This window comes from Stenotrophomonas sp. 220_Sma (assembly GCF_056487375.1).
In genome coordinates, this window is record NZ_CM151348.1 from 2,629,294 (window position 1) to 2,650,100 (window position 20,807).

General features: G+C 66.7%; 17 protein-coding genes. 11 read left to right on the top strand and 6 right to left on the bottom strand.

Annotation, left to right across the window (positions count from 1 at the left end; translation table 11 throughout):
• Nucleotides 1-5: 5 nt before the first annotated feature.
• Nucleotides 6-2,294 carry a TonB-dependent receptor gene (locus tag ACZLIB_RS12315; protein ID WP_478467729.1) on the bottom strand — a complete coding sequence of 763 codons (2,289 nt, stop codon included), beginning with the start codon at nucleotides 2,292-2,294 and terminating at the stop codon, nucleotides 6-8.
• A 123-nt stretch (nucleotides 2,295-2,417) separates the two neighbouring features.
• Between ACZLIB_RS12315 and ACZLIB_RS12320 the strand changes: the two genes are divergently transcribed.
• Entirely contained in the window at nucleotides 2,418-3,059 is a 642-nt protein-coding gene (locus tag ACZLIB_RS12320; RefSeq protein ID WP_478467730.1) for a TetR/AcrR family transcriptional regulator, read from the top strand.
• A gap of 438 nt (nucleotides 3,060-3,497) precedes the next feature.
• Nucleotides 3,498-5,207 (top strand): sensor domain-containing diguanylate cyclase, encoded by a 1,710-nt coding sequence (locus ACZLIB_RS12325; RefSeq protein WP_478467731.1) that lies wholly within the window; start codon nucleotides 3,498-3,500, stop codon nucleotides 5,205-5,207.
• A 77-nt stretch (nucleotides 5,208-5,284) separates the two neighbouring features.
• On the opposite strand, the gene ACZLIB_RS12330 is transcribed toward ACZLIB_RS12325, so the two are convergent.
• Nucleotides 5,285-7,228, bottom strand: coding sequence for a MacB family efflux pump subunit (locus ACZLIB_RS12330; protein WP_164079492.1), 1,944 nt, complete (start codon nucleotides 7,226-7,228; stop codon nucleotides 5,285-5,287).
• A 2-nt stretch (nucleotides 7,229-7,230) separates the two neighbouring features.
• A complete protein-coding gene (locus tag ACZLIB_RS12335; RefSeq protein ID WP_478467732.1) occupies nucleotides 7,231-8,412 on the bottom strand; it encodes an efflux RND transporter periplasmic adaptor subunit in 1,182 nt (393 codons plus the stop codon).
• A 236-nt stretch (nucleotides 8,413-8,648) separates the two neighbouring features.
• Between ACZLIB_RS12335 and ACZLIB_RS12340 the strand changes: the two genes are divergently transcribed.
• The 4 genes from ACZLIB_RS12340 (at nucleotide 8,649) to ACZLIB_RS12355 (ending at nucleotide 12,180) form a co-directional block, all read left to right on the top strand.
• Complete coding sequence (locus ACZLIB_RS12340; RefSeq protein WP_478467733.1) at nucleotides 8,649-9,215, top strand: hypothetical protein; 567 nt, start codon at nucleotides 8,649-8,651, stop codon at nucleotides 9,213-9,215.
• A gap of 53 nt (nucleotides 9,216-9,268) precedes the next feature.
• Entirely contained in the window at nucleotides 9,269-9,985 is a 717-nt protein-coding gene (locus ACZLIB_RS12345) for a response regulator (protein WP_132810195.1), read from the top strand.
• Between the two features lie 3 nt (nucleotides 9,986-9,988).
• Nucleotides 9,989-11,065, top strand: a complete 1,077-nt coding sequence (locus ACZLIB_RS12350) for an ATP-binding protein (protein WP_478467734.1) — start codon at nucleotides 9,989-9,991, stop codon at nucleotides 11,063-11,065.
• Nucleotides 11,066-11,253: 188 nt separating this feature from the next.
• On the top strand, nucleotides 11,254-12,180 hold the full coding sequence (locus tag ACZLIB_RS12355) for an ABC transporter six-transmembrane domain-containing protein (RefSeq protein WP_478467735.1): 927 nt from the start codon (nucleotides 11,254-11,256) through the stop codon (nucleotides 12,178-12,180).
• A gap of 218 nt (nucleotides 12,181-12,398) precedes the next feature.
• Here the strand turns inward: ACZLIB_RS12355 and ACZLIB_RS12360 are convergent, their stop codons facing one another.
• Complete coding sequence (locus ACZLIB_RS12360; protein WP_478467736.1) at nucleotides 12,399-13,007, bottom strand: TetR/AcrR family transcriptional regulator; 609 nt, start codon at nucleotides 13,005-13,007, stop codon at nucleotides 12,399-12,401.
• A gap of 170 nt (nucleotides 13,008-13,177) precedes the next feature.
• Here ACZLIB_RS12360 and ACZLIB_RS12365 point away from each other — a divergent pair, with 170 nt between their 5' ends.
• The 5 genes from ACZLIB_RS12365 to ACZLIB_RS12385 all read left to right on the top strand — a co-directional run bounded on the left by ACZLIB_RS12365 (nucleotide 13,178) and on the right by ACZLIB_RS12385 (nucleotide 18,621).
• Nucleotides 13,178-14,014, top strand: coding sequence for a siderophore-interacting protein (locus tag ACZLIB_RS12365; RefSeq protein WP_336683560.1), 837 nt, complete (start codon nucleotides 13,178-13,180; stop codon nucleotides 14,012-14,014).
• A 195-nt stretch (nucleotides 14,015-14,209) separates the two neighbouring features.
• Nucleotides 14,210-16,387 (top strand): TonB-dependent receptor, encoded by a 2,178-nt coding sequence (locus ACZLIB_RS12370; protein ID WP_478467738.1) that lies wholly within the window; start codon nucleotides 14,210-14,212, stop codon nucleotides 16,385-16,387.
• Between the two features lie 52 nt (nucleotides 16,388-16,439).
• Nucleotides 16,440-16,739, top strand: coding sequence for a DUF3649 domain-containing protein (locus ACZLIB_RS12375; protein ID WP_032129500.1), 300 nt, complete (start codon nucleotides 16,440-16,442; stop codon nucleotides 16,737-16,739).
• Nucleotides 16,736-18,346: a PepSY-associated TM helix domain-containing protein gene (locus ACZLIB_RS12380; RefSeq protein WP_478467739.1), complete on the top strand. Its 1,611-nt coding sequence runs from the start codon at nucleotides 16,736-16,738 to the stop codon at nucleotides 18,344-18,346. The genes ACZLIB_RS12375 and ACZLIB_RS12380 overlap by 4 nt, the downstream gene beginning before the upstream one ends.
• Nucleotides 18,343-18,621 carry a DUF3325 domain-containing protein gene (locus ACZLIB_RS12385; RefSeq protein WP_478467740.1) on the top strand — a complete coding sequence of 93 codons (279 nt, stop codon included), beginning with the start codon at nucleotides 18,343-18,345 and terminating at the stop codon, nucleotides 18,619-18,621. Before ACZLIB_RS12380 ends, ACZLIB_RS12385 begins: the two co-directional genes overlap by 4 nt.
• Nucleotides 18,622-18,874: 253 nt before the next feature.
• Here ACZLIB_RS12385 and ACZLIB_RS12390 read toward each other — a convergent pair whose 3' ends face one another.
• Nucleotides 18,875-19,987: a DNA glycosylase AlkZ-like family protein gene (locus ACZLIB_RS12390; protein WP_478467741.1), complete on the bottom strand. Its 1,113-nt coding sequence runs from the start codon at nucleotides 19,985-19,987 to the stop codon at nucleotides 18,875-18,877.
• Nucleotides 19,988-20,040: 53 nt separating this feature from the next.
• Entirely contained in the window at nucleotides 20,041-20,625 is a 585-nt protein-coding gene (locus ACZLIB_RS12395) for a TetR/AcrR family transcriptional regulator (RefSeq protein ID WP_164080226.1), read from the bottom strand.
• Nucleotides 20,626-20,807: the final 182 nt, after the last annotated feature.

Genomic DNA, 20,807 nt, shown 5'->3' on the forward strand with positions numbered 1-20,807 from the left:
TCGAATCAGAAGTTGACGGCCATTTCCAGGCCGAAGGTACGCGGGTCGTTGAAGATGCCGCTCTGGCCCAGCGCCGCGCTGTTGATCTTGTAGAACAGGTGCTGCTCATCGAGCAGGTTGCGTGCCCACAACGAGAACGACATGGTGGTGCCAGTGCTGTTGACCGGCACATCCACCAGCGCCACCCGTGCGTTCACTACGAATGAGCTGTCGGTCAGCATCTGGTCGTACTCGCTGGTGTAGTAGCCATCGGACCAGTTGCCGTCCACATGGAGCTTCAGTGCCGAGAGGTTCGCGAACGGCACCAGGTAGTCGACCGACAGGCTTCCGGCGTTCTTCGGCGCCAGCAGCGGCTGGACCGTTACCTGCACCCCTGCACCGAACGGGTCCGTCGCGGTCTGCGCGTCGATCTTCGTATAGGCGTAGTTGAGGCCGAGAGTGAGGTTGTCCACCGGCATCACGTTGAACTCCAGCTCCGCGCCGCGCGACTTGCCATCGCTCAATGCATTGGTGGTGACCATGGTGGTGCGGGTCTCGCCACTGTTCGGGTCGAACGGCAGCGAGAAGTCCATTTGTTTGTGCGCGATGGTCGAATCGAACACCGCCAGGTTCAGGCGCGCGCGGTTGTCCCAGAACTGCGATTTGAAGCCCAGCTCATAGGCCGTCACTTCTTCAGGACCGAACGCGCTGTAGTTGGTCGAGCGCGAGTTGGCACCGCCGGCCTTGAAGCCGGTGCTGTACTTGGCATAGACCATCGCGTGCTCGCCGAGGTCGTAGGCGATATTGACCATCGGGTCGAAACGGCTCCAGCGATCCTTGACCGCAAGGTTGGTCGCCGCACCATTGACGATGTACAGGCTGCCCTTCTTGTCATCGCGGGTATAACGGCCACCCGCTGTCAGGTGCAGCCGCTGCATCGCTTCCGGGGTCCACGTGGCCTGGCCGAAGACGCCCAGGCTGTCGGTCCAGGCCTTGCTGGCGCGGTCGATGCGTACCCGCGAGAGATCCAGCGGGTCGGTCGCCGGATTCACGGTGTAGCTGTTGCCACCCGGCCCCCAGACCAGCATGTTCGGGGTCTGCGCATTGTCACCGGCGGTCTCGTGGTAGTAGAACGCGCCACCGAGGAACTGCACCTGCGAGGTATTGCCGATCAGCTGGAATTCCTGGCTGTACTGGTGCTGGTAGACCTGCGCCAGGCTGTAACGACCGAACGGCGTCCCTGCACCACCGTAAGCGGAAATCGCATCGACCAGGCCCATGTCGAACTGGCCCTGGGTGAGTTCACGGTATGAGCTGATCGACTTCAGCTCCAGGTTGTCATTCAGCGTCCACGACAGGTTCAACAGATGGCCGCTGGTACGCCCGATGTTGTCTTCCTGCGGTCCACCGAGGATCGCGCTGTCGCGGCGATCCAGGCTGGCACCGGCCTTCTGCAACGGGCTGAGGTACGCGCCCGGCACCAGCACCTGGGTGTGGTACGGCGTGGTGGCGTCGTAGGAGCGATCGAACGCGTACAGCAGCGAGAAGTCATCGCTCGGCTGCCACAGCGCGCTCAGGCGGGCGCCGCGCTTGTCGTAACTGTTGAAGTCGCGCTCGCCGCGCATCGGGTTGTCGGTGGTGCCGCCACGCTTGGCCTGCACGGCGTCGATCTTGAAGCTGACATCGCCCACCCTGGGCAGATCCAGGTGCAGCGCACTGTTGTAGCCGCTGAAGTTGGACACGCCCGCGCTGACGTTGCCGCCAAACTCGCCGGTCGGCGCCTTGGTCACGATGCTCACTGCGCCGCCTTCGGTATTGCGGCCGAACAGCGTGCCCTGCGGGCCCTTCAACACTTCAATACGCTCCACGTCGTAGAGCATGCTGCCCAGGCCCTGTGCGCGGCCCATGAACACCCCGTCGACGTAGATACCGACGCCGGCGTCGCGGGCCGGCTGGTTGGCGTCGCCGGAGGCGCCGATGCCACGGATGCCGATGTTCAGCGCCGAACTGCGGGTAGCGAACGGCGTGACCCGCAGCGACGGGATGGAGCCATCGGACAGGCTGCCCAGCGAAATCGCGCTGCGGTCCTTCAGCGCTTCGGCATCGACCACCGATACCGAGATCGGGGTCTCCTGCAGGTTGGTGGCGCGTTTCTGCGCGGTCACCATCACCTGGTCGAGGGCAACGACAGTGCGCGCGGCCTCGGAGGATGCCTCGGCGTCGGCACTGGGACTGTCTTCGGCATGGGCCAGCGCCGGCAGTGCGGCGGCAATGGCGAGGGTGAGCAGCGGGCGGTGCAGCAGGGCGTGGCGCATCGGACTCATTCGCGGAAGGAGAAGGCCGGCGCAGTCTGGGAGGCGGGAATTACAAATGAATGACCGTTCATTCACACCTTTTGTGACGTACTATCCCGCCTCTGGACGCCCCGACTTCACGCAATGACGCCGAAACCCGCCGTAGTACCTGCCACCGAAGGCCCCGCTGCCGCCCATGCCGAGGCCCAACGCCGACGCATCCTCGATGCCGCCCAGAAATGCTTCATTACCCGTGGTTTCCATGCCGGATCGATCGGCGATATCGCTGCCGAGGCCGAGATCAGCCAGGGGCTGATGTACCGCTATTTCGCCAACAAGCGCGCCCTGATCCTGGCCCTGATCGAGCGCCAGCTGCGCCACGACCAGGCCTCGATCAGCGAGATGCCGGTGGCGTCCGATCTGATTGATGGGCTGCTGGAGTGCTACCAGCAATGGGCACGCGGCGAGGTGCTGCCGATTCACGGCAATGCCATTGCCAGCGTAGCGCTGTATGCGGAAATCAACGCCGAGGCACACCGCGACCCCGTGCTGGCCGAGGTGCTGCGTACCCATGACAAGCAGACCAGCGCCGCGATCCATGCCTGGCTGCGCCAGCGTGACGTCAATCTGGGCCGCGCCGTGGACGAAGAGCGGATTGCCAGCCGAACCCTGCTGCTGCGGCTGCTGGTGGAAGGTCTGGCGATGCGCGCCGTGCGCGATCCCGACCTGCCGCCGGAACGGGTGCGGGCGCTGCTGGCCGATACGATTGGTCGTGTGATGGAGTAGTGCCGGTCGCTGGCCGGCATCTGCAGTACCCCGGCGTCACGAAGTTGCCGGCCAGCGGCCGGCACTACCCAGCCTATGCGGCCCACCATTGCGGCTGCTGGCGGAACGCCCCGTGATGCGTGCGTTGCGCGTTGCGTCGCCTGCCGGCCAATCGACCGGTAGTGCCGGCCGCTGGCCGGCATCTGCAATGACCCGGATGTCATGAGGTTGCCGGCAAGCGGCCGGCACTACCCCGTCGTTACCCCGTCGTTCGACACGCGCTGCATGTCCGCGACCGCCGTCACGTTTTGGCTCGACCCACGTGCGGCCCACCGAAGCGCTGATGCCAACGCGTCACACCGGCATCACCCGACGCTGGCGATACATAACGCGGTACGCACTAGCGTAGTGCCCGACAGCCGCCGAAGCCGCCCTCGCCACCCTGCCCTGAAAAGCGCCATGGACGAAGCCGAACGACTGCTTGAACTCGACCGCCTGCACCTGCTCGACACGCCGCCAGAGCCTGTTTTCGATGCGATCGTCGCCGCCGCCCGTGCCGCCACCGGCATGACCATGGGGCTGATCTCGGTAGTGGCCGACGAGCGGCAGTGGTTCAAGGCCAACATCGGGCTGGAAGGCGTCAGCGAGACCGCACGCGAGATTTCGTTCTGCACCCATGCCATCCAGCAGGACACGCTGTTCGAGATTCCCGACGCGCGCCAGGACCCGCGCTTCGCCAGCAATCCGCTGGTCACCGCTGGTCCACGCATCCGCCATTACGCAGGCATCTCACTCGGCTCGGCGCACGGCGCACGCATCGGAACACTGTGCCTGCTCGACCCGATGCCGGGCGTTCTGTCTCCCTCGCAGCGCGAATTGATGGTGCATCTGGCCCGGGTCACCACCCAGGTGCTGGAGCAGCGCAGCACGCTGATGGCCCAGGTCGGCCAGGCCAAGGCCCTGCATCGTGAGCTGAAGCGCAGCGAGGACTTCCTGGAGCGCACGAACCGCGCGGCCCGGGTGGGTGGCTGGGAAATGGACCTGGTCAGCAACGAGGTCCGCTGGACCCGCGAAACCAAGCAGATCCACGGCGTGCGCAGCAACTTCGAACCGACGCTCGAAACTGCGCTCTCGTTCTATCGCGAGGACAGCCGAAACATCATCCGCACGGCGGTGCAGCGTTGCATCGATGAAGGCACGTCGTGGGAGGTGCAGCTGCCGATGACCACCGCCGACGGACGAGCCATCTGGACCCGCGTGGTTGGAGGCCGGCAGCAGGTCGATGGCCGGCCGCGGCTGGTCGGGGCCATACAGGACATCACCGAGGAGCGCGCCGCGCTGGATGCACTGGAAGCAAGCGAAACCCGCTACCGGCGGTTGTTCCACTACAGCCTTGGCCTGATCTGCACCCACACGCTGGAGGGCGTGCTGACCTCTGTGAACCCAGCGGCCGTGCAGTCACTGGGCTTCGATGAGAGCTACATGATCGGGCGCAGCTTGTGCGACCTGATGCCGCCGGAGAAGCGGGCCGCGTTCAAGGCGTATCTGGAACGCATCGCAGTCAACCACACCGATGCCGGCGTCATCGAGCTGATCGCCGCCGATGGTACCCGGCATTTCTGGGCGTATCACAACGTGCTCGACAACGAGGCCACCCCACCCTACGTGCTCGGCCATGCGCAGGACGTCACCGCACTGCGGATGCAGGAACAGCAGTTGCGCGAGATGTCCTTCAAGGATCCCCTCACCCAGAGCTACAACCGCCGCTTCCTGCCCCGCCTGGACGAACTGATCGACCAGCCTTGGGCCTGCCTGATGTTCGATCTGGATCATTTCAAGCAGATCAACGACACCCAGGGCCATGCACGGGGTGACACGGTGCTGGTCGAGTTCGCCGCCTTCCTGCGCGCTCCACTGGGGTCAATGGAAAGCGTAGTGCGTATGGGTGGCGACGAGTTCATGGTGGTGCTGACTGCACCGGAACCGGGACGGCTGGCCGCGCTGGAGCAGTGGTATGCGCAGCATGCCGGGCAGTCACCCACGCCCTTCTCGCTGGGCGCGACCCACCACGCACCCGGCGAGACGGTGGCCGACACCCTGCAGCGCGCCGACAGCCGTCTGTATCGCGAGCGTGCACGCGTGCGCACGCATCCGCGCCCCTCATCCTGAGGCTGCTCCTGTGGAGCCAAAGGCAACGGCTCCTGCCGTTGCCTTCGGCTCCACAAATGCCCGCACCGGGCCTGCGCCTACTCCGCTGCCAGCGCCTGGATCGGATCCAGTTGTGCCGCGCTGCGCGCCGGGAAGTAGCCGAAGCCAAGCCCGATCGCAGACGAGCACGCCAGCGCGGCAAGCACCGGGCCCGCCGTGAACAGGAACGGCACACCCAGCGACAGCAGGCTGGACAGCGCACCCACCCCGAACGCGAACAGCACCCCCAGCACGCCACCGAACAGGCAGATCAGCACGGCCTCGATCAGGAACTGGCGCAGGATGTCGCCCTGCCGCGCGCCCACCGCCAGCCGCACGCCGATCTCGCGCACGCGCTCCTTCACCGAGACCAGCATGATGTTCATCACCCCCACCCCGCCGACCACCAGCGCCACTGCTGCGATGGCCGAAACCAACGCTGCCATGGTCTGGCTGGACTTCATCACCGCCTTGCGGATCTGGTCGGCGTTGTAGATGAAGAAGTCACGACGGCCATGCAACCGCTCCAGTTCGGCCCCCAGCGAGGCCTCGGCGGCGTTGGTGGGCACGTCGTCGCGCACACGCACCGTGATGCTCTCCAGGCGCTCGCTGCCCAGCAGCCGCGAGGCCGCCGAGGTATACGGCACGTAGACCGTCGGGGTTGCACCGCCAGCGAACGCATTGGCCCCGACCACACCGATCACCTCCACCGGCATGCCGCCCAGCAGCACCGTGCTGCCAATCGGGTTGCCGCTGAACAGCGCTTTGGCGGCCTTCTGGTCGACCACACCCACTGCGCGATGCGCATCCACTTCGGCGTCGGTGAAGAAGCGGCCGGCCTTCAGCCGCAGCCCACGCACGCGCGGCATGTCGGCGCCTACGCCCAGCACCTGGGTGTTGGCGCGCCGGTTGCCCTGCAGCGCTGCCACCGATCCGCTCAGGTTCGGGCTTACGCTGTCCACGTAACTCAACGCCGCAAGATGGTCCGCATCGCCCACCACCAGCGTCTCGATCTCCGCCGAGCGCGGGTCACCGAAATCCGAGCCCGGGAAGATCTCCAGCGTACTGGCGCCCAGTTCGTTGATCTGTGATTCAACCTGCGCCTGTGCACCCTTGCCCAGCGCAACCACGGTCACCACGGCCGCTACGCCGATGATGATCCCAAGCATGGTCAGCAGCGTGCGCAGGCGATGGGCCAGCATCGAGCGCACGGCCATGCGCGCGGCTTCGCGAATCGCATCCATGCGTGCGCGGCGCTCGGTGACCGGCGATACGCCGCGTTCGGTCCCGGGTGTTTCAGCCACAGCACGCGATCCCCGCTCGCCGCGGTCGGTCACCACCCGGCCGTCGGCGATCTCGATCACCCGCGCCGCGTTGGCGGCAATCGCCGCATCGTGTGTCACCAGGATCACCGTGTGGCCCTGTGCATGCAGGCGCTTCAGCTCGGCCATCACCTGCTGACCACTGGCGTGATCGAGCGCGCCGGTGGGTTCATCGGCCAGCACGATCGCGCCGCCGTTCATCAGCGAACGGGCAATGGACACGCGCTGCTGCTGGCCGCCGGAAAGCTGGCTCGGCCGGTTCGCCATGCGTTCGCCCAGCCCCAGCGTTTCCAGCAGCGTGCGTGCACGGGCAGTGCGCACGTCCGCCTCCACGCCGGCATAGACTGCCGGCAGCGCCACGTTCTCGGTGGCACTCAGGTTCTCCATCAGGTTGTAGCGCTGGAAGATGAAGCCGAAATGCTCGCGGCGCAGGCGTGCCAGCGCGTCCGGCGCCATCTGCTCGGTGGCCTCGCCGTTCACCCGATAGCTGCCCTCGGTCGGCCGGTCCAGGCAGCCAAGGATGTTCATCAGCGTGGACTTGCCCGAGCCCGAGGGGCCGATGATGGCGATGAACTCGCCGGCATCGATGCGCAGCGAAACGTCCTTCAGCACCACCACCTCGCCGGCGGCGGAGCGATAGGCGCGCGATACGCCATGCAGTTCCAGCAGTGCGTCGGCCATGCTCACATCCCCAGCAGGCTGGTTGGTTCGAATTCGCCGCCGCTGGGCGCCTGGCCGACCACCACGTTCTCGCCCTCGCGCAGGCCGGACAGGATCTGCACGGCGGTGGCGGTGCGCAGGCCGGTCGTCACCGCACGCTGCTGGGGGCGGCCCTTGGTGTCCACCACGCGCACGGTTCCACGGCTGCCGTCCTTGCCATCCGAATCGACCAGCGCCGTCAATGGCACCTGCAGCGCGTTGGCGACCCGCGCCAGCTGCAGGGTCACCTTCACCGTCATCGAGGGCTTCAGCTTCAGGCCGGGATTGGCCACGTCGAACAGGCCGGCGTAGTACACCGCCTTCGGCGTCTGCGCAGAGCCACCCGCATTGCCGGTGGCGACGTCGGCAATCGAGGACGGCGCCGGTTCCAGCTGCTGCAGGTGGGATTCATAGCGGCGGCCGCTCGGCCCCAATGTCGAGAACCACAGCGGTTGTCCCGGTGCCACCAGCTCGACATCAGCCTCGGCGATCTCGGCGCGCACGGTCATCGTATCCATCTGCGCCAGCATTACGATGGTCGGCGTGGTCTGCATCGAGTTCAACGTCTGCCCGGCCTTGGTAACGATGGCCACGATGTAACCGTCGCTGGGCGAAACAATGCGGGTATAGCCCAGGTTGATCCGTGCGGTTTCGACCTGGGTCACGGCCTGGTCGATCTGCGCCTGCAGCGCGGCCACCTCTGAGCGTGCCGCATCGCGCGCCACGCGTGCGGCTTCGAAACCTTCCTGTGACACCAGGCGCGACGCCACCAGCTGCGACTGCCGCTGGTAAGCACGACTGGCCTGCGCATAGCGGGCCTGGCTGGCGGCATGCTGGGCGCGCAGCGTGTTGGTGGCCGCCTCGGCACTGCGCAGCGCGATACGCTGCGGCTGCGAATCGACCTCGGCGATCAGGTCACCGGCCTGTACGCGCTGGCCCAGCACCACATGCAGGCGCTTGACCTGGCCGGACACCTGCGCACCCACCGCCACCAGCTCCTTGGGATGGACCCGGCCGACCGCCTGTACGGTCTTCTCCAGATCCGCCACCCTTGCCGGTGCGGTGATCAGCGCGGCATCATCGCCGCCGGCAAACGCCCACCATCCAGCGCCGGCGGCCAATGTGGCCACCGTAGCGGCAATGATCCAGGTCCTGCGGTTGCTCATCGAAACGCCCGGCTGCGTGCAGTCGCCCAGTGCGACCGCCGAAACCGCAGTCTGGAAGCCGCGGATGGACGTTTCTTGGAGCCACTGTGGAGATTGCATGGAGGCGCGGCAGCCGTTCAGGCACCAGCCCCGCGCCTGAATGCTGCGGCCTGCGTCCACGCAATCTCGACACAATCTCGACCGAGTCTCCATCAACGGTCGCTAGCCTCGTCGGCCTCGCCGACTGCCCGCCTGCCGTGTCCCTTTCCCATCCAGACCTGCCACCCATCGATGTGCGCCGTGCCTACCTGGCGTGGTGTGCGCCTTCGCCGTGGTTGATCGCCGTCGTGTTGGCATCGACCACCAGCTGGATGCTGGCCGCGCCGGATCCGTTACCCCCGCTGCTGGCGGGCTTCGGGGCGGCCGCCCTGGTAGGGTTCCGCAGCGATGGGCCCGGTGGCACTGGCCGTTCCGGCGCACTCGCGTCGCTGGCGCTGATTGGTCTGGCGGTCTGGGCGGCAACGCACCCGGTCGCCGACGCCACCCTGCATCTGCTGCTCGCCCTAGCCACTCTCGTGGTCGTCGCCCTGCTGGCACTGCGCCTGCGTGCCATCCTGGGCATGGCCTTGCGGCTGCAGGCCCGGGTAGATGCCACTCCCATGGCATCGCGTTGGAGCAAGCTGCCGGCGGCGGTGTCCACCCTGATGCTGCAGCAGCTGCGCGGCGCAGATGCAGTGGAACCGAGTCTGCGGCGCACGCTGGTGCTGGCCACCCTGGCCTGGGCTGCCAACGAGGAGGCGCAGGACATGCAGTGCCGACGATGACCCTGCCCCAGATCCCGCTCTTGCCCGCCCTTGCCCCGAACCCGCAGCACGCAATGAAACACGATCTCCGTACCCGACAGGCACCCTTGGTGCTGATTGCCGAAGATGAGGGCGAAATCGCCGACATCCTCAGTGCCTACCTGGCCCGTTCCGGCCTGCGCAGCGCCCGCGCCGCCGACGGTGAGGCGGCACTCGCCAGCCACCGCCAACTGCGTCCGGACCTGGTGCTTCTGGATGTGCAGATGCCAAAACTGGATGGCTGGCAGGTGCTGAGCGAACTGCGACGGATCGGCAACACCCCGGTCATCATGCTCACTGCCCTCGACCAGGACGTGGACAAGCTGACCGGCCTGCGCGTGGGCGCCGACGACTACGTGGCCAAGCCGTTCAATCCGGCCGAGATCGTCGCCCGCATCCAGGCCGTGCTGCGCCGGAGTTCCCGGCCCCTGGTCGAAGCGCCCAACGGACTGATCCGCCAAGGGCCCTTCGAGATCGACCTGCGCAGCCACGAGGTGACCGTGCGCCATGGCGAGCAGGTGCACGAGCTGAACTTCACCCTCACCGAGTTCCGGCTGCTGGTGCATATGGCACGCGCGCCGCGGCAGGTGCATGCGCGGGTGGATCTGCTGCATGCCTGCCTGCCCGAAGGCGATGCGCAGGAACGCACCGTCGACAGCCATGTCAGCAAACTGCGGCGCAAGCTGGAGGATGTCGGCGTGATCGGCATTCCCGCCACCATCCGCGGCGTCGGCTACCGCTTCCTGGACTGAATGATGAACCCCAAAGGCAAGAGCATCGGACGCCAGATCACGCTGTCCATCACGGTGGCCTCGCTGTGTTCGACAGTGCTGTCGATCAGCGGCTTCTACCTGTTCTATTACCTGATGGAGGTGTTCTACCCGCGCTGGTATGACGAGCCGGAAACGATCATGCCGTCCGGGCTGGAATGGCTGTGGATCGGATTGACCGCCACCGTGGTCGTCATCTTCGCCAAGCTGGTCGCCTCGCGCCTGACCCGGCGCATCATCACGCCGTTGAACTCGGTGGCCGAAAGCCTGCGCCGGGTCGCCAGTGGCGATCTGGAAGCGCGTGCACGCGGTGGTGATACCACGATGGCCGAAGCGGCCACGCTGGTCAGCGATTTCAACTCCATGGCAGAACGGCTGAGCCGGATGTCCGAGAACCGGGTGTTCTGGAACGCGGCGATCGCGCATGAACTGCGCACGCCGATGACCATCCTGCGCGGCCGCCTGCAGGGCATCGCCGAAGGCGTGTTCGAGCCGGGGCCTGAGCAGTTCAACAGCATGCTCACCCAGCTGGAAGGCCTGACCCGCATCATCGAGGACCTGCGCGTGGTCAGCCTGGCCGAGAGTGGCCACCTGGATCTGCGCCTGCAGCGCAGCGATGTCAGTGTGCAGGTGGCCGCGGTGGTTGAAGCGATGTCCGAGGCACTGACCGAGAGTGGTTTCTCGGTGACATTGGACGCACGACCTTCGCTGGCCGACTGCGATCCTGCACGCATCCGCCAGGCAGTACTGGCACTGTTGGAGAATGCACGACGCCATGCCATTCCCTGCCCGCTGCGGGTGTACGTGACGCTGGCAGAAGGCCATTGCACCGTCACGGTGGAAGATGGCGGCCCCGGTGTGCCGGACGACCTTCGCGACAGCATCTTCGAAGCCTTCCAGCGCACGGATGTCTCGCGTTCGCGGCAGAGTGGTGGCTCCGGGCTTGGCCTGGCCGTGGTGCGTGCGATTGCCGTGGCCCATCACGGAACAGCGCTATGCCGGGCCACCGAACGTGGTGGCAGTGCCTTCGAAATCCGCTGGCCGGTGCATGCCCGCCGTTGAGGCGGTAGACACTGCCCTGGTAGCGGCCCACCTTGGTGGACATTCGCATCGCTGAACGGCGCCGGTTTCTCCACGCAATCTCCATCGTCCCTCCATGCCTTCTCCAAAGGGCTGCAGATACTGGGCGCGATCCGGGAGATGGCAGGCATCCGTCCGCTGCCCTGACTCCGACCCACCCAGGCATCCCCATGAAACCCCCACACGATCCGGCGGCCGCCGCCGGCAGCATCGGCCAGCAGAACGCGGCCGCCACTCTCAAGGCCATCCTGCGAACCTATCCGTGGCAGCTCACCGGCACCTTTTCGCTGGTGGCGCTGGAAAATGCGCTGCTGCTGGCGTATCCGCTGTTTGCCGGCTTCGCGGTGGATGCGATCATCCGCGGCAACATCGGCCACGCCATCTCCTACGCCGGCGTGGTACTGCTGTTCTGGCTGGTCGGTGCTGCCCGCCGTGCGGTCGATACGCGTACCTTCACCCGCATCTATGCCGACCTGGCGGTGAACGTGGTGCAGGCGCAGCGCAGGCTGGGCCACGCCACCTCCACCTCGGCCGCACGCGTTGTGCTGGCCCGTGAGTTCGTCGACTTCTTCGAAAAGCACGTACCGATCATCGCCACCGCGCTGGTATCAATGTTTGGTGCGGCAGCGATGCTGCTGGCGATCGAACCGCTGGTGGGCGCTGCAAGCCTGGTCGCACTGCTGGGTGCATTGTTGCTGCTGCCGTCGTTCGCACGCCGCAACGAGCAGCTGCATGGGCGACTGAACAACCGGCTGGAGCATGAGATCCGCCTGGTCGACCGGGTCAGTCCTTCGGTGCTGCGTCGCCACTACACCACGCTGTCGCGGCTGCGCATCCTGCTCTCCGATCGCGAAGCCGGTGCCTTCGTGGTTGTTGGCGCAGCGGCAGCGGTGCTGTTCGCGCTGACGATCGGCCGTCTCGCCACCACCGACGGTGTGACGCCGGGTCATGTGTACGCGGTGATGACCTATCTGTGGACGTTCGTCGGCAGCCTGGATGATGCACCGTCGATGGTGGATCAGCTGGCGCGGTTGAAGGACATCGGCCGGCGAGTCAGCCCGGGCATGGAAGATGCGGAGCACAAGGATGCCGCGTGACCGGTAGATGCCCACCTTGGTGGGCAACGATGTATAGCGGCGCCAACCAAGGTTGGCGACTGAAGGACATCGGCCGCCGCGTCAGCCCCGGCATGGAGGATGCTGAGCGCAAGGACGCCGCTTGACCGGTAGACGCCCACCTTGGTGGGCAACGATGTATCGCGGCGCCAACCAAGGTTGGCGACTACCGGGGCAACGGTGCCAACCAAGGTTGGCGACTACGTTGCCGTGCGCCCGCACATCGCCAATGCACCGATGATCAACGCTTCCATGCTGCGGTCGAACTCGGCCTCCTGCGCCTTCCGATCCAGCGGGCGTCGCGTGGTATCTACCACCGCATGCCGCGAATACACGGTGTCGGCCAACGCCACGGCGTGATAGGCCACGGTCGACAGCAGCCACGCCGCCTGCTCGAGCGGCAGATCATGCACGCGGCTGAATTCGGCATGGTGGCGCTGGATGCGCGCCAGCATCTCCGGTGTCTTCGCGCCGTGGCTGACCAGGAACGGCGCCAGGCCCGGATTCCCGTCCACCAGCGTCCGCAGTGAACGTTGGAACGCACGCAGATCCTCCTCGATGCTGCGCCGGCCAGCGGCATCCAGTGCCGGTGCCTGCCAACGCTCGAAGATCGCCTCGGCCACCAGCTCGCGCAGTGTCGCCAGATTCGCCACATGCTTGTACAGCGCGATGTGGCTGACCCCCAGCGCCGCCGCCACGCCCACGAAGCTCAGCCCCGGCAGCGTCATGGCAATGCCGGCGTCGGCGATGCGCTCGCGGGTGATGGTGGGCGGTCGCCCACGGGCAGCGGTCTTTTTCGGTGCAGCCATGCGGTAACGGTTCCTGCGCGGTGCGCGGGCAAGGGCTGTCATGGTGGTCCGCAGCGACGCCGTGGTCAACGCGTCGCTGCGGTCCGTGGACAGGCCCCGGTTGCGGCACGATCAATTTAGTTTACTATGATGTAACTAATTCGCATTTGCAGTGTCCAGGATCGTTGTCGATGTCCGCGTCCCCCACTTCAATCACCCCGGCCGGGCCGCTGCGCGGCGCCGACCATGATCGCGGCCTGCAGGCGCTGCAGGTCCAGGTGGTCGCGGTTGCACAGCCGTGCGCCAGCCTGCTGCGCCTCGTGGTCCAGCTGCCGGAACATGCAGAACTCGCGCCCTGGCAGCGTGCCAACACCGCCGTGCGCATCCAGCTCGGCGCCACGTTCGGCGATGTGTCACGGATCTACACCGTGCGCAGCCTCGATCCCAACACCCGCCAGTTCACCCTGGACGTAGTGCTGCACGAGGCGCCGGGGCCGATGCTGGCCTGGGTACGTGCGCTGCGCCCCGGTGATGCCTTCGATCTGACCGGACCGCGCCCCCATCTGCAGGTACCGCAGCGCGAGGGCACCTGCGCCCTCCTGTTCGCCGACCCAAGCGCCATCCCTGCCCTGTTTGCATTGCTGCAGCAGTGGCCGGCCGACCTGCGCGCAGAGGCCTGGATCGCCTCGGATGATGCATTCCCGGTAGACGAACTGCCCGCCATTGAAGGTGTCCGCGTGCTCCGCCTCGCCACCGGTGACGCGCCGTTGCTGCAGCAGGCGCGCCAACTGCGGCCGGAACCCGGCAGCACGGTCTGGGCGGCCGGCGAGCGCGAGGAAATGCGTGCCCTGCGCCGCCACTTCATCGAAACGGTCGGCCTGCCACGCAGCGACGTTGCCGTGGCCGGCTACTGGAAACGTGGCGAGACCACCACCGAGACCGACCAGCGTCGCCGCCGCAACTACGAGCGCGTGCTGGCACGCGGCGGTGGCCTGCAGGACCTCGACGACCTCGCCGACGATATCTGATCCACCCCGCAGTATCCGCGCCCCGCGCTTCGTTCCACCCAGCCACAGATCGCCCACGCACCTCGCGTGCAGCACTGCCACACCGGCAGTGCCGTGCCCTCTGCCAGCCATTCCACAGCCCGCGTCGTCCTGCCCCTGCAGGTCACAGACGGCGCCGTGCTGGCCGATCGCACGACCCACCACACGAGAACCGCCATGTCCCTCCCCCTGCGAACCCTGCCCCTCCCACGCCGCTCGGCGCTGTCCCTGGCCGCCCATGCAGCGTTGCTGCCCACCCTGTTGATCGCCATCGCCGCGCACGCCAACGATGCACCCGATGGCGCCCGCCAGTTGCCCACGGTGAACGTGCGCGCCGACAAGTCCGCTCCCACCGATGCCTATGCGGGTGGCCAGGTCACGCGCGGCAGCCGCGTCGGCCTGCTCGGCGAGCGCGACTTCATGGACACGCCGTTCAACACCACCCGCTACACCGCCGAATTCATCGACAACATCCAGGCCCCGGACCTGGTGCGGGTCATCGCACTGACCGACCCCAGCGTCTACAACAGTGGCTCCAGTGGTGGCATCACCGACTACTTCAACATCCGCGGTTTCGGTGTCGCCTCGTCGGATATCGGCTTTGGTGGCCTGTACGGGCTGATCCCCTACTACCGCGTCACTCCCGAACTGGCCGAGAGCATCGAAGTGCTGAAGGGCCCGTCCGCGCTGCTCAACGGCATGCCGCCCGGTGGCTCGGTGGGCGGTGCGGTTAACGTGGTACCCAAGCGTGCAGGCGACACGCCGCTGACCCGCTTCACCGCCAGCTACGGCAGCGACGCGCAGTGGGGCGGTCACCTGGATGTCGGCCGCCGCTTCGGCGCGGACAAGCAGTTCGGCGTACGCCTCAATGCCGTGCATCGCGACGGCGACACCGCCACCGACCACCAGCAGCACAAGACGCAGCTCGCATCGCTCGGCCTGGACTGGCGTGGTGAGCGCTCGCAGGTGTCGCTGGACCTGTTCAGCAGCCGCGACCATGTGGATGGCCTCAACCGTGGCGTCTCGCTGGCGCCCGGCCTGGCCGTGCCCCGCCCGCCGAAAGCAAGCACCCTGTTTGCACCGGACTGGACCTTCAGCACCGTCAAGGACCAGGCCGCCGCACTGCGCTGGTCGTTCGACATCAATGACTACCTGCAGGCGCATGCCAGCTACGGCCACGGCCATACCGATTTCGACTCCATCGCCAGTGTCACCACGCTGATCACCAACACCGCCGGCGACTTCCGCAACAACTTCGCCCACCAACGCTTCATCTACAGCAAGGACACCGCCGAAGCCGGATTGTCGGCGCGTTTCCGCACCGGCGCGGTCGATCACGCGCTGGCCATCAGTGCAGCCTGGTACCAGCACGACCAGAAGTTCGGCTTCAAGCGCAACCTGCTGGCCCGCGATTGGGTAACCAATATCTACAACCCGCAGTGGGGCCCTGCCATCGACCGCAGCTTCAGTGATGCGTCGCTGCCGAAGACCGCGGAAGTGCGCACCACCAGCTTCGGCATCGCCGATACGCTGTCCTTCATCGATGATCGTGTGCAGCTGACCCTGGGCATCCGTCACCAGACCGTGCTCAGCGATACCTTCGATGGCGGCACAGGCAAGCGCACCGCACGCTACGACGCCAGCGCCAACACCCCGGCCGGTGCACTGCTGTTCAAGGCCAGCGACCGCCTGTCACTGTATGCCAATTACATCGAAGGCCTGAGCCAGGGCAGCACCGCCCCGGCAACCGCCGCCAACGCGGGCGACGTGTTCCCGCCGTTCAAGACCCGCCAGCGCGAGGTCGGTGCCAAGCTCGACTTCGGCCGCTTGGCCAGCGCATTGAGCGTGTACGAGATCGAAAAGCCCAGCTCCTATACCGACCCGGCGACCAACGTGTTCTCGTTCGGCGGCCAGCAGCGCAACCGGGGCGTGGAATGGACTGTGTTCGGCCAGGCCACCGAACAGCTGCGCGTGCTGGGCGGCATCGGCTGGCTGCAGCCGAAGCTGACCCGTACCCAGTCCGGTATCAACGAAGGCCGGTTGGCGACGGCCACACCGCAATGGCAGGGCAAGCTGGGCGCGGAATGGGACGTGCCGACCGTGGCCGGCCTCACCCTCACCGGCAACGCGGTCAGCCTGTCCAAGGGCTACATCACTGCTGACAACAGCCAGTGGGTGGCGGGCCGCACCGTGTTCGACCTCGGTGCCCGCTATGCGACGCAAGCGGCCGGCCATCCGCTGGTACTGCGCGCCACCGTGCAGAACCTGACCAACAAGGCGTACTGGGCGGGCAGCCTCGGCTCGGGGCTGGGTACGCCACGCACTGCCCTGCTGTCGGCCACCATCGATTTCTGATCCTCGTTTCAAGGGCGCCACGCCATTGCGCGTGGTGCCCTGGAGAAGTGCTTTGACCGTTTCCCGTACCGCCTCCGTGCTGACCTGGCTGCCCCTGGTCTCACGCATCATCGCCGCGTTGTTCGGCGGCTATGTGCTGGCCGCACTGTGCAGCATCGCGGCACTGGCGCTGCCCATCGATGGTCGCCAGGCCGTGTTCACTGGCATGCTGGCCAGCTTCCTGCTGTACGCCGGCGCCGTGGTCTGGGTGTTCGCGGTGCGCTCGGCGTGGCGCGCGTGGCTGGGCCTGCTCCTCGTCGCGTTGCCCTTGTGGTTGATCGCACAGACGGTCGGCAACGGAGGCGCTGCATGAGCAAGGTCGATCGCACTCCGAAGCCACGCGGCATCCGCCAGACCATGTCCGACCTGCATATCTGGGTGGGGCTGCTGGCCGGATGGATCCTGTACGCGATGTTCCTCACCGGCACCGCCAGCTACTTCCGCGACGAGCTCTCGCGCTACACCCGCCCGGAAATCGCCACACCGTCCGTGTTGCCGGACGCCGCTGTGGTTGCGCAGCGTACCGTCACGGCGATCATGGCCGACACGCCTGCGGCCAGCCAGATCAACCTCAGCCTGCCGAGCACGCGCATGCCGTGGGTGTCGGCGATGTGGGCCAGCCCGGGCGGGCGTGGCCGGCATGGCTTCGACTCGGGCCTGTTCGACGCCAGCACCGGTGCACCGCTGCAGGCACGTGACACCAGCGGCGGCGACTTCTTCTATGCCTTCCACTTCAACCTGCACTACATGCCGGCGATGTGGGGCCGCTGGATCGTCGGCCTGTGCGCGATGTTCATGCTGGTCGCCATCGTCAGCGGCGTAATCACCCACAAGAAGATCTTCGCCGACTTCTTCACTTTCCGCTGGGGCAAGGGCCAGCGCTCTTGGCTGGATGGACACGCGGCGCTGTCGGTATTCGGCCTGCCGTTCCACTTCATGATCACCTGGAGCGGCCTGGTGATGCTGGCGGTACTGTACATGCCGTGGGGCCTGGCCAAGCTCCCGGACAAGCGCCAGCAGGCCGAGGTCGTCAGCGAGATGCGCCTGTTCCTGCCACCGCAGAAGGCCGCCGGCCACCCTGCTCCGCTCACCAACGTCGGTGCACTGGTGCAGCAGGCCGAGCAGCGCTGGGGAGCTGGCGCGGTGGGCAGCGTGCAGGTGCAGAATCCCGGCGACGAGAACGCACGCGTGGCCGTGGTGCGTGCGCAGTCCAGCCGTGTTTCGACCACCCCGAACTATCTGCTGTTCGACGGCAGCGGTGGGCAGCTGCTGCAGATCAAGGAACACTCGGGCGTTGCCGCCGATACCCAGGGCGTGCTGTATGGCCTGCACCTGGGCCGCTTCGCCGATGCCGCCCTGCGCTGGCTGTACTTCATCGTCAGCCTGGCCGGCACGGCCATGGTCGGCACCGGGCTGGTGCTGTGGACGGTCAAGCGCCGTGCGCAGCTGCCTGATCCGCAGCGCCCCTACTTCGGCTTCCGCCTGGTCGAGCGTCTCAACATCGCCACCGTCGCCGGCCTGTCGGTGGCGATGGCGGCCTACCTGTGGGCGAACCGCCTGCTGCCCGTCACCATGGACGGGCGCGCGGCGTGGGAGGTGCATGCGTTCTTCCTGGCCTGGGCGGCCATGTTCGTGCACGCCACGATGCGCACACCCAAGCGTGCATGGATCGAACAGTTCCTGCTGGCGGCGTTGCTGCTGGCGCTGCTGCCGGTGCTGACTGCGGTGACCACGCTGCATCCGCTGTGGCGCACGCTGGCTGCGGGCGACTGGGCATTCGCTGGCACCGACCTGACCCTGCTGGCATTGGCCGCCCTGCACACGCTGCTGGCCTGGCGCACCTGGCGGCATGCGCCGAAGGTGAAGCGTGCACGGCCGTCTGCCGCGTCACGCACTGCGGCACCGGAGGCCAGCGCATGATCCACGTCATTCTGTTCGTGTTGTCGCTGGCCGCGTTCGCCTGCCTGGCACTGGCGATGGAACGCCATCAGCGGGAGGTGATGCGGCGTGTGCTGAGCGCGCAGGCAACCCAGCAGCTGCGCGCGATTGGCTGGGCATTGCTGGTGTTCAGTACCGTGTTTGCCATGCGCGGGTTGGGCGTTGGTTTCGGTCTGGCTGCGCTGTCCGGTCACACCAGCGTTGCCGCGGGCGTGGTGGTGTTGGCGATGGTGGTGCAAGGGCGGCGGGATCGGTAGATGCCCGCCTTGGTGGGCATTGATGAAAGCGACGCCAACCAAGGTTGGCGACTACCGGGCTTGAGCGGCGCTGCTTTGGTAGCTGCCCACCTTGGTGGGCATTGGTGAAAGCGACGCCAACCAAGGTTGGCGACTACCGGGCCTTAGGAGCGTTGCTCTGGTAGATGCCCACCTTGGTGGGCACCGGTGGAAGCCAGCGCCAACCAAGGTTGGCGGCTACCTGGACCTACAGGCACCCATGCGCCGCTCGGCGCTACAGGAACTCCGCCATGCGCTGCAGTTCGTCTTCCAACGCACCACGAAACACCTTGTCGCGGGCCAGTGACTTGCCGGCGTAGCCCACGCTGGACGCCAGTTCACCGTCGCGCACGCTGAGATTGGCCCAGCCCACCACCTGGTCGTGCCACAGCACCGGCAACGCGTAGTAGCCGTATTGGCGCTTCGGTGCAGGTGTGTAGGCCTCGAACTTGTAGACCCAGCCCCACAGCAGCTCGAAGCGGCGGCGGTCCCACACCACGGGATCGAACGGGGCTAGCAGGCGCACCTGCTCATCCGGTGCGTGACGGCGCGAGCGCGGGTTCTCGTCTGCCGGCCAGTACCAAGTCGTGCCGTCCAGCGTGCAGCTGGCCAGCTGTTGCTTGGCCAGCATCAACGCCTGCCGGGTTTGTTCGGCCAGATGCGGTGCGCCATAGCCGAGCAGACGCACCAGGTAGGTCAGGCTGGCCGATGGCAGTGGCGCGTACTTGCGCACCACCAGGTCGATCAGGGCGGCGGCGCGTTCGATCTGCGCCTGCGCGCTGGCATCGGCTTCCGCGTGCTCGGCCACCGCGTAGATGCGGGTGCCGCTGTCGCGCCGCTGCACACGCAGCAGGCCGCGGTAGTGCATGCCCTCCAGCAGGTGCGTGCTGGCATTGCTGGTGCCGCCCCAGTAGTTGGTCACCCGGCCATGCGCAAACGCCTGGTCGACCTCGCGCGGGTGCACGCTGCCGCGCTCGCGCACGAAGGCCAGCACGTCCGCTGCACGCCGCTGGGTCTCGGTGTCCCACGCGCGCTTGGACACACGCGGGGGCATCAGCGCAAGATGCTCACGCGGCAGGAAGCCGTAGTTCACCAGGCAATCTTCTTCCACCGGCAATCGGGCATAACGGCGCTCAAGATCGCCTGCACGATAGTCCTTCACTCGGTGGCGCAGGGTCAGGTCCTGTGCGCGTGCCGGTGCGCGGATCGGGTCGGCCTGCACGAAGCCCAGGCGCCGGATCGCGGTCAGCAACGTGGTGGGCTTGAACAGCGTGCGCGCCACCGCATGGCGGCGCAGATCATCAAGGGTGGGCGTGGCAGGCATGGCCGCATTGTAGATCCACGCCATGCGTGGATGGGGCCGTGGCGAACCGTGCAACGGCATCCACGCATGGCGTGGATCTACCGAAGCTCCAGCACCTCCAGCGAACCGATCACCAGCGCACGCATGCCCTGCTTGAACTCGGTGATCACCTGGCCTTCTTCGTCGTCCGCAATCCCATACACCGTATCCGCACCGGCAATGCAGTAGAACGCGATCGTGGCCAGCAGCCAGCGCGCCTTGTCCAGCGGCAGGCCGAACACCTCGGCCACATGGGCCTGGTGCGAGGCGATCTTCTCCAGCATCGGCGTGGTCGCCACCGAACGGCGCAGCAGGTAGGGCGGTAGTCCGGGGTGCGCTTTCACCACCTCGCACAGCGATTCCACGAACGCCAGCAGGTAGGCCTGCAGCCCACCCGGCGCATCGACCGAAGCACGTGGAATCTGCCAGCGCTGGAACACCGTATCGGCCACCAGCCGCTTCAAGGCCTCGAGGTTGGCCACGCGCTTGTAGAGCGCGGCCTGGGTCACCGCCAGTTCGGCGGCCACGTTGGCCATGGTCAGGTTCGGCAGGCCCAGCGTGATGCCGATGTCGGCCAGACGATCGGGGGTGATGGTGGGCGGACGGCCACGGGCCGACGCCGGGGTTTCAGGGTGCATGTTCATACCGTAGCGAGGGTGCCAGCAAAGGGACCCTCTTGTCCGCTTCATATGGTTTAGTTTAATTTACTCAACTAATTCGGAATGCGTGAGGTTCGCAACCCCGCCGCCGTCCGCGATCGAGCCCAAGGCTCACTTCCCGCCAGGTCCCCACCCAGCCGACAACCCTGCGCCGCGCCCTCCCCCGT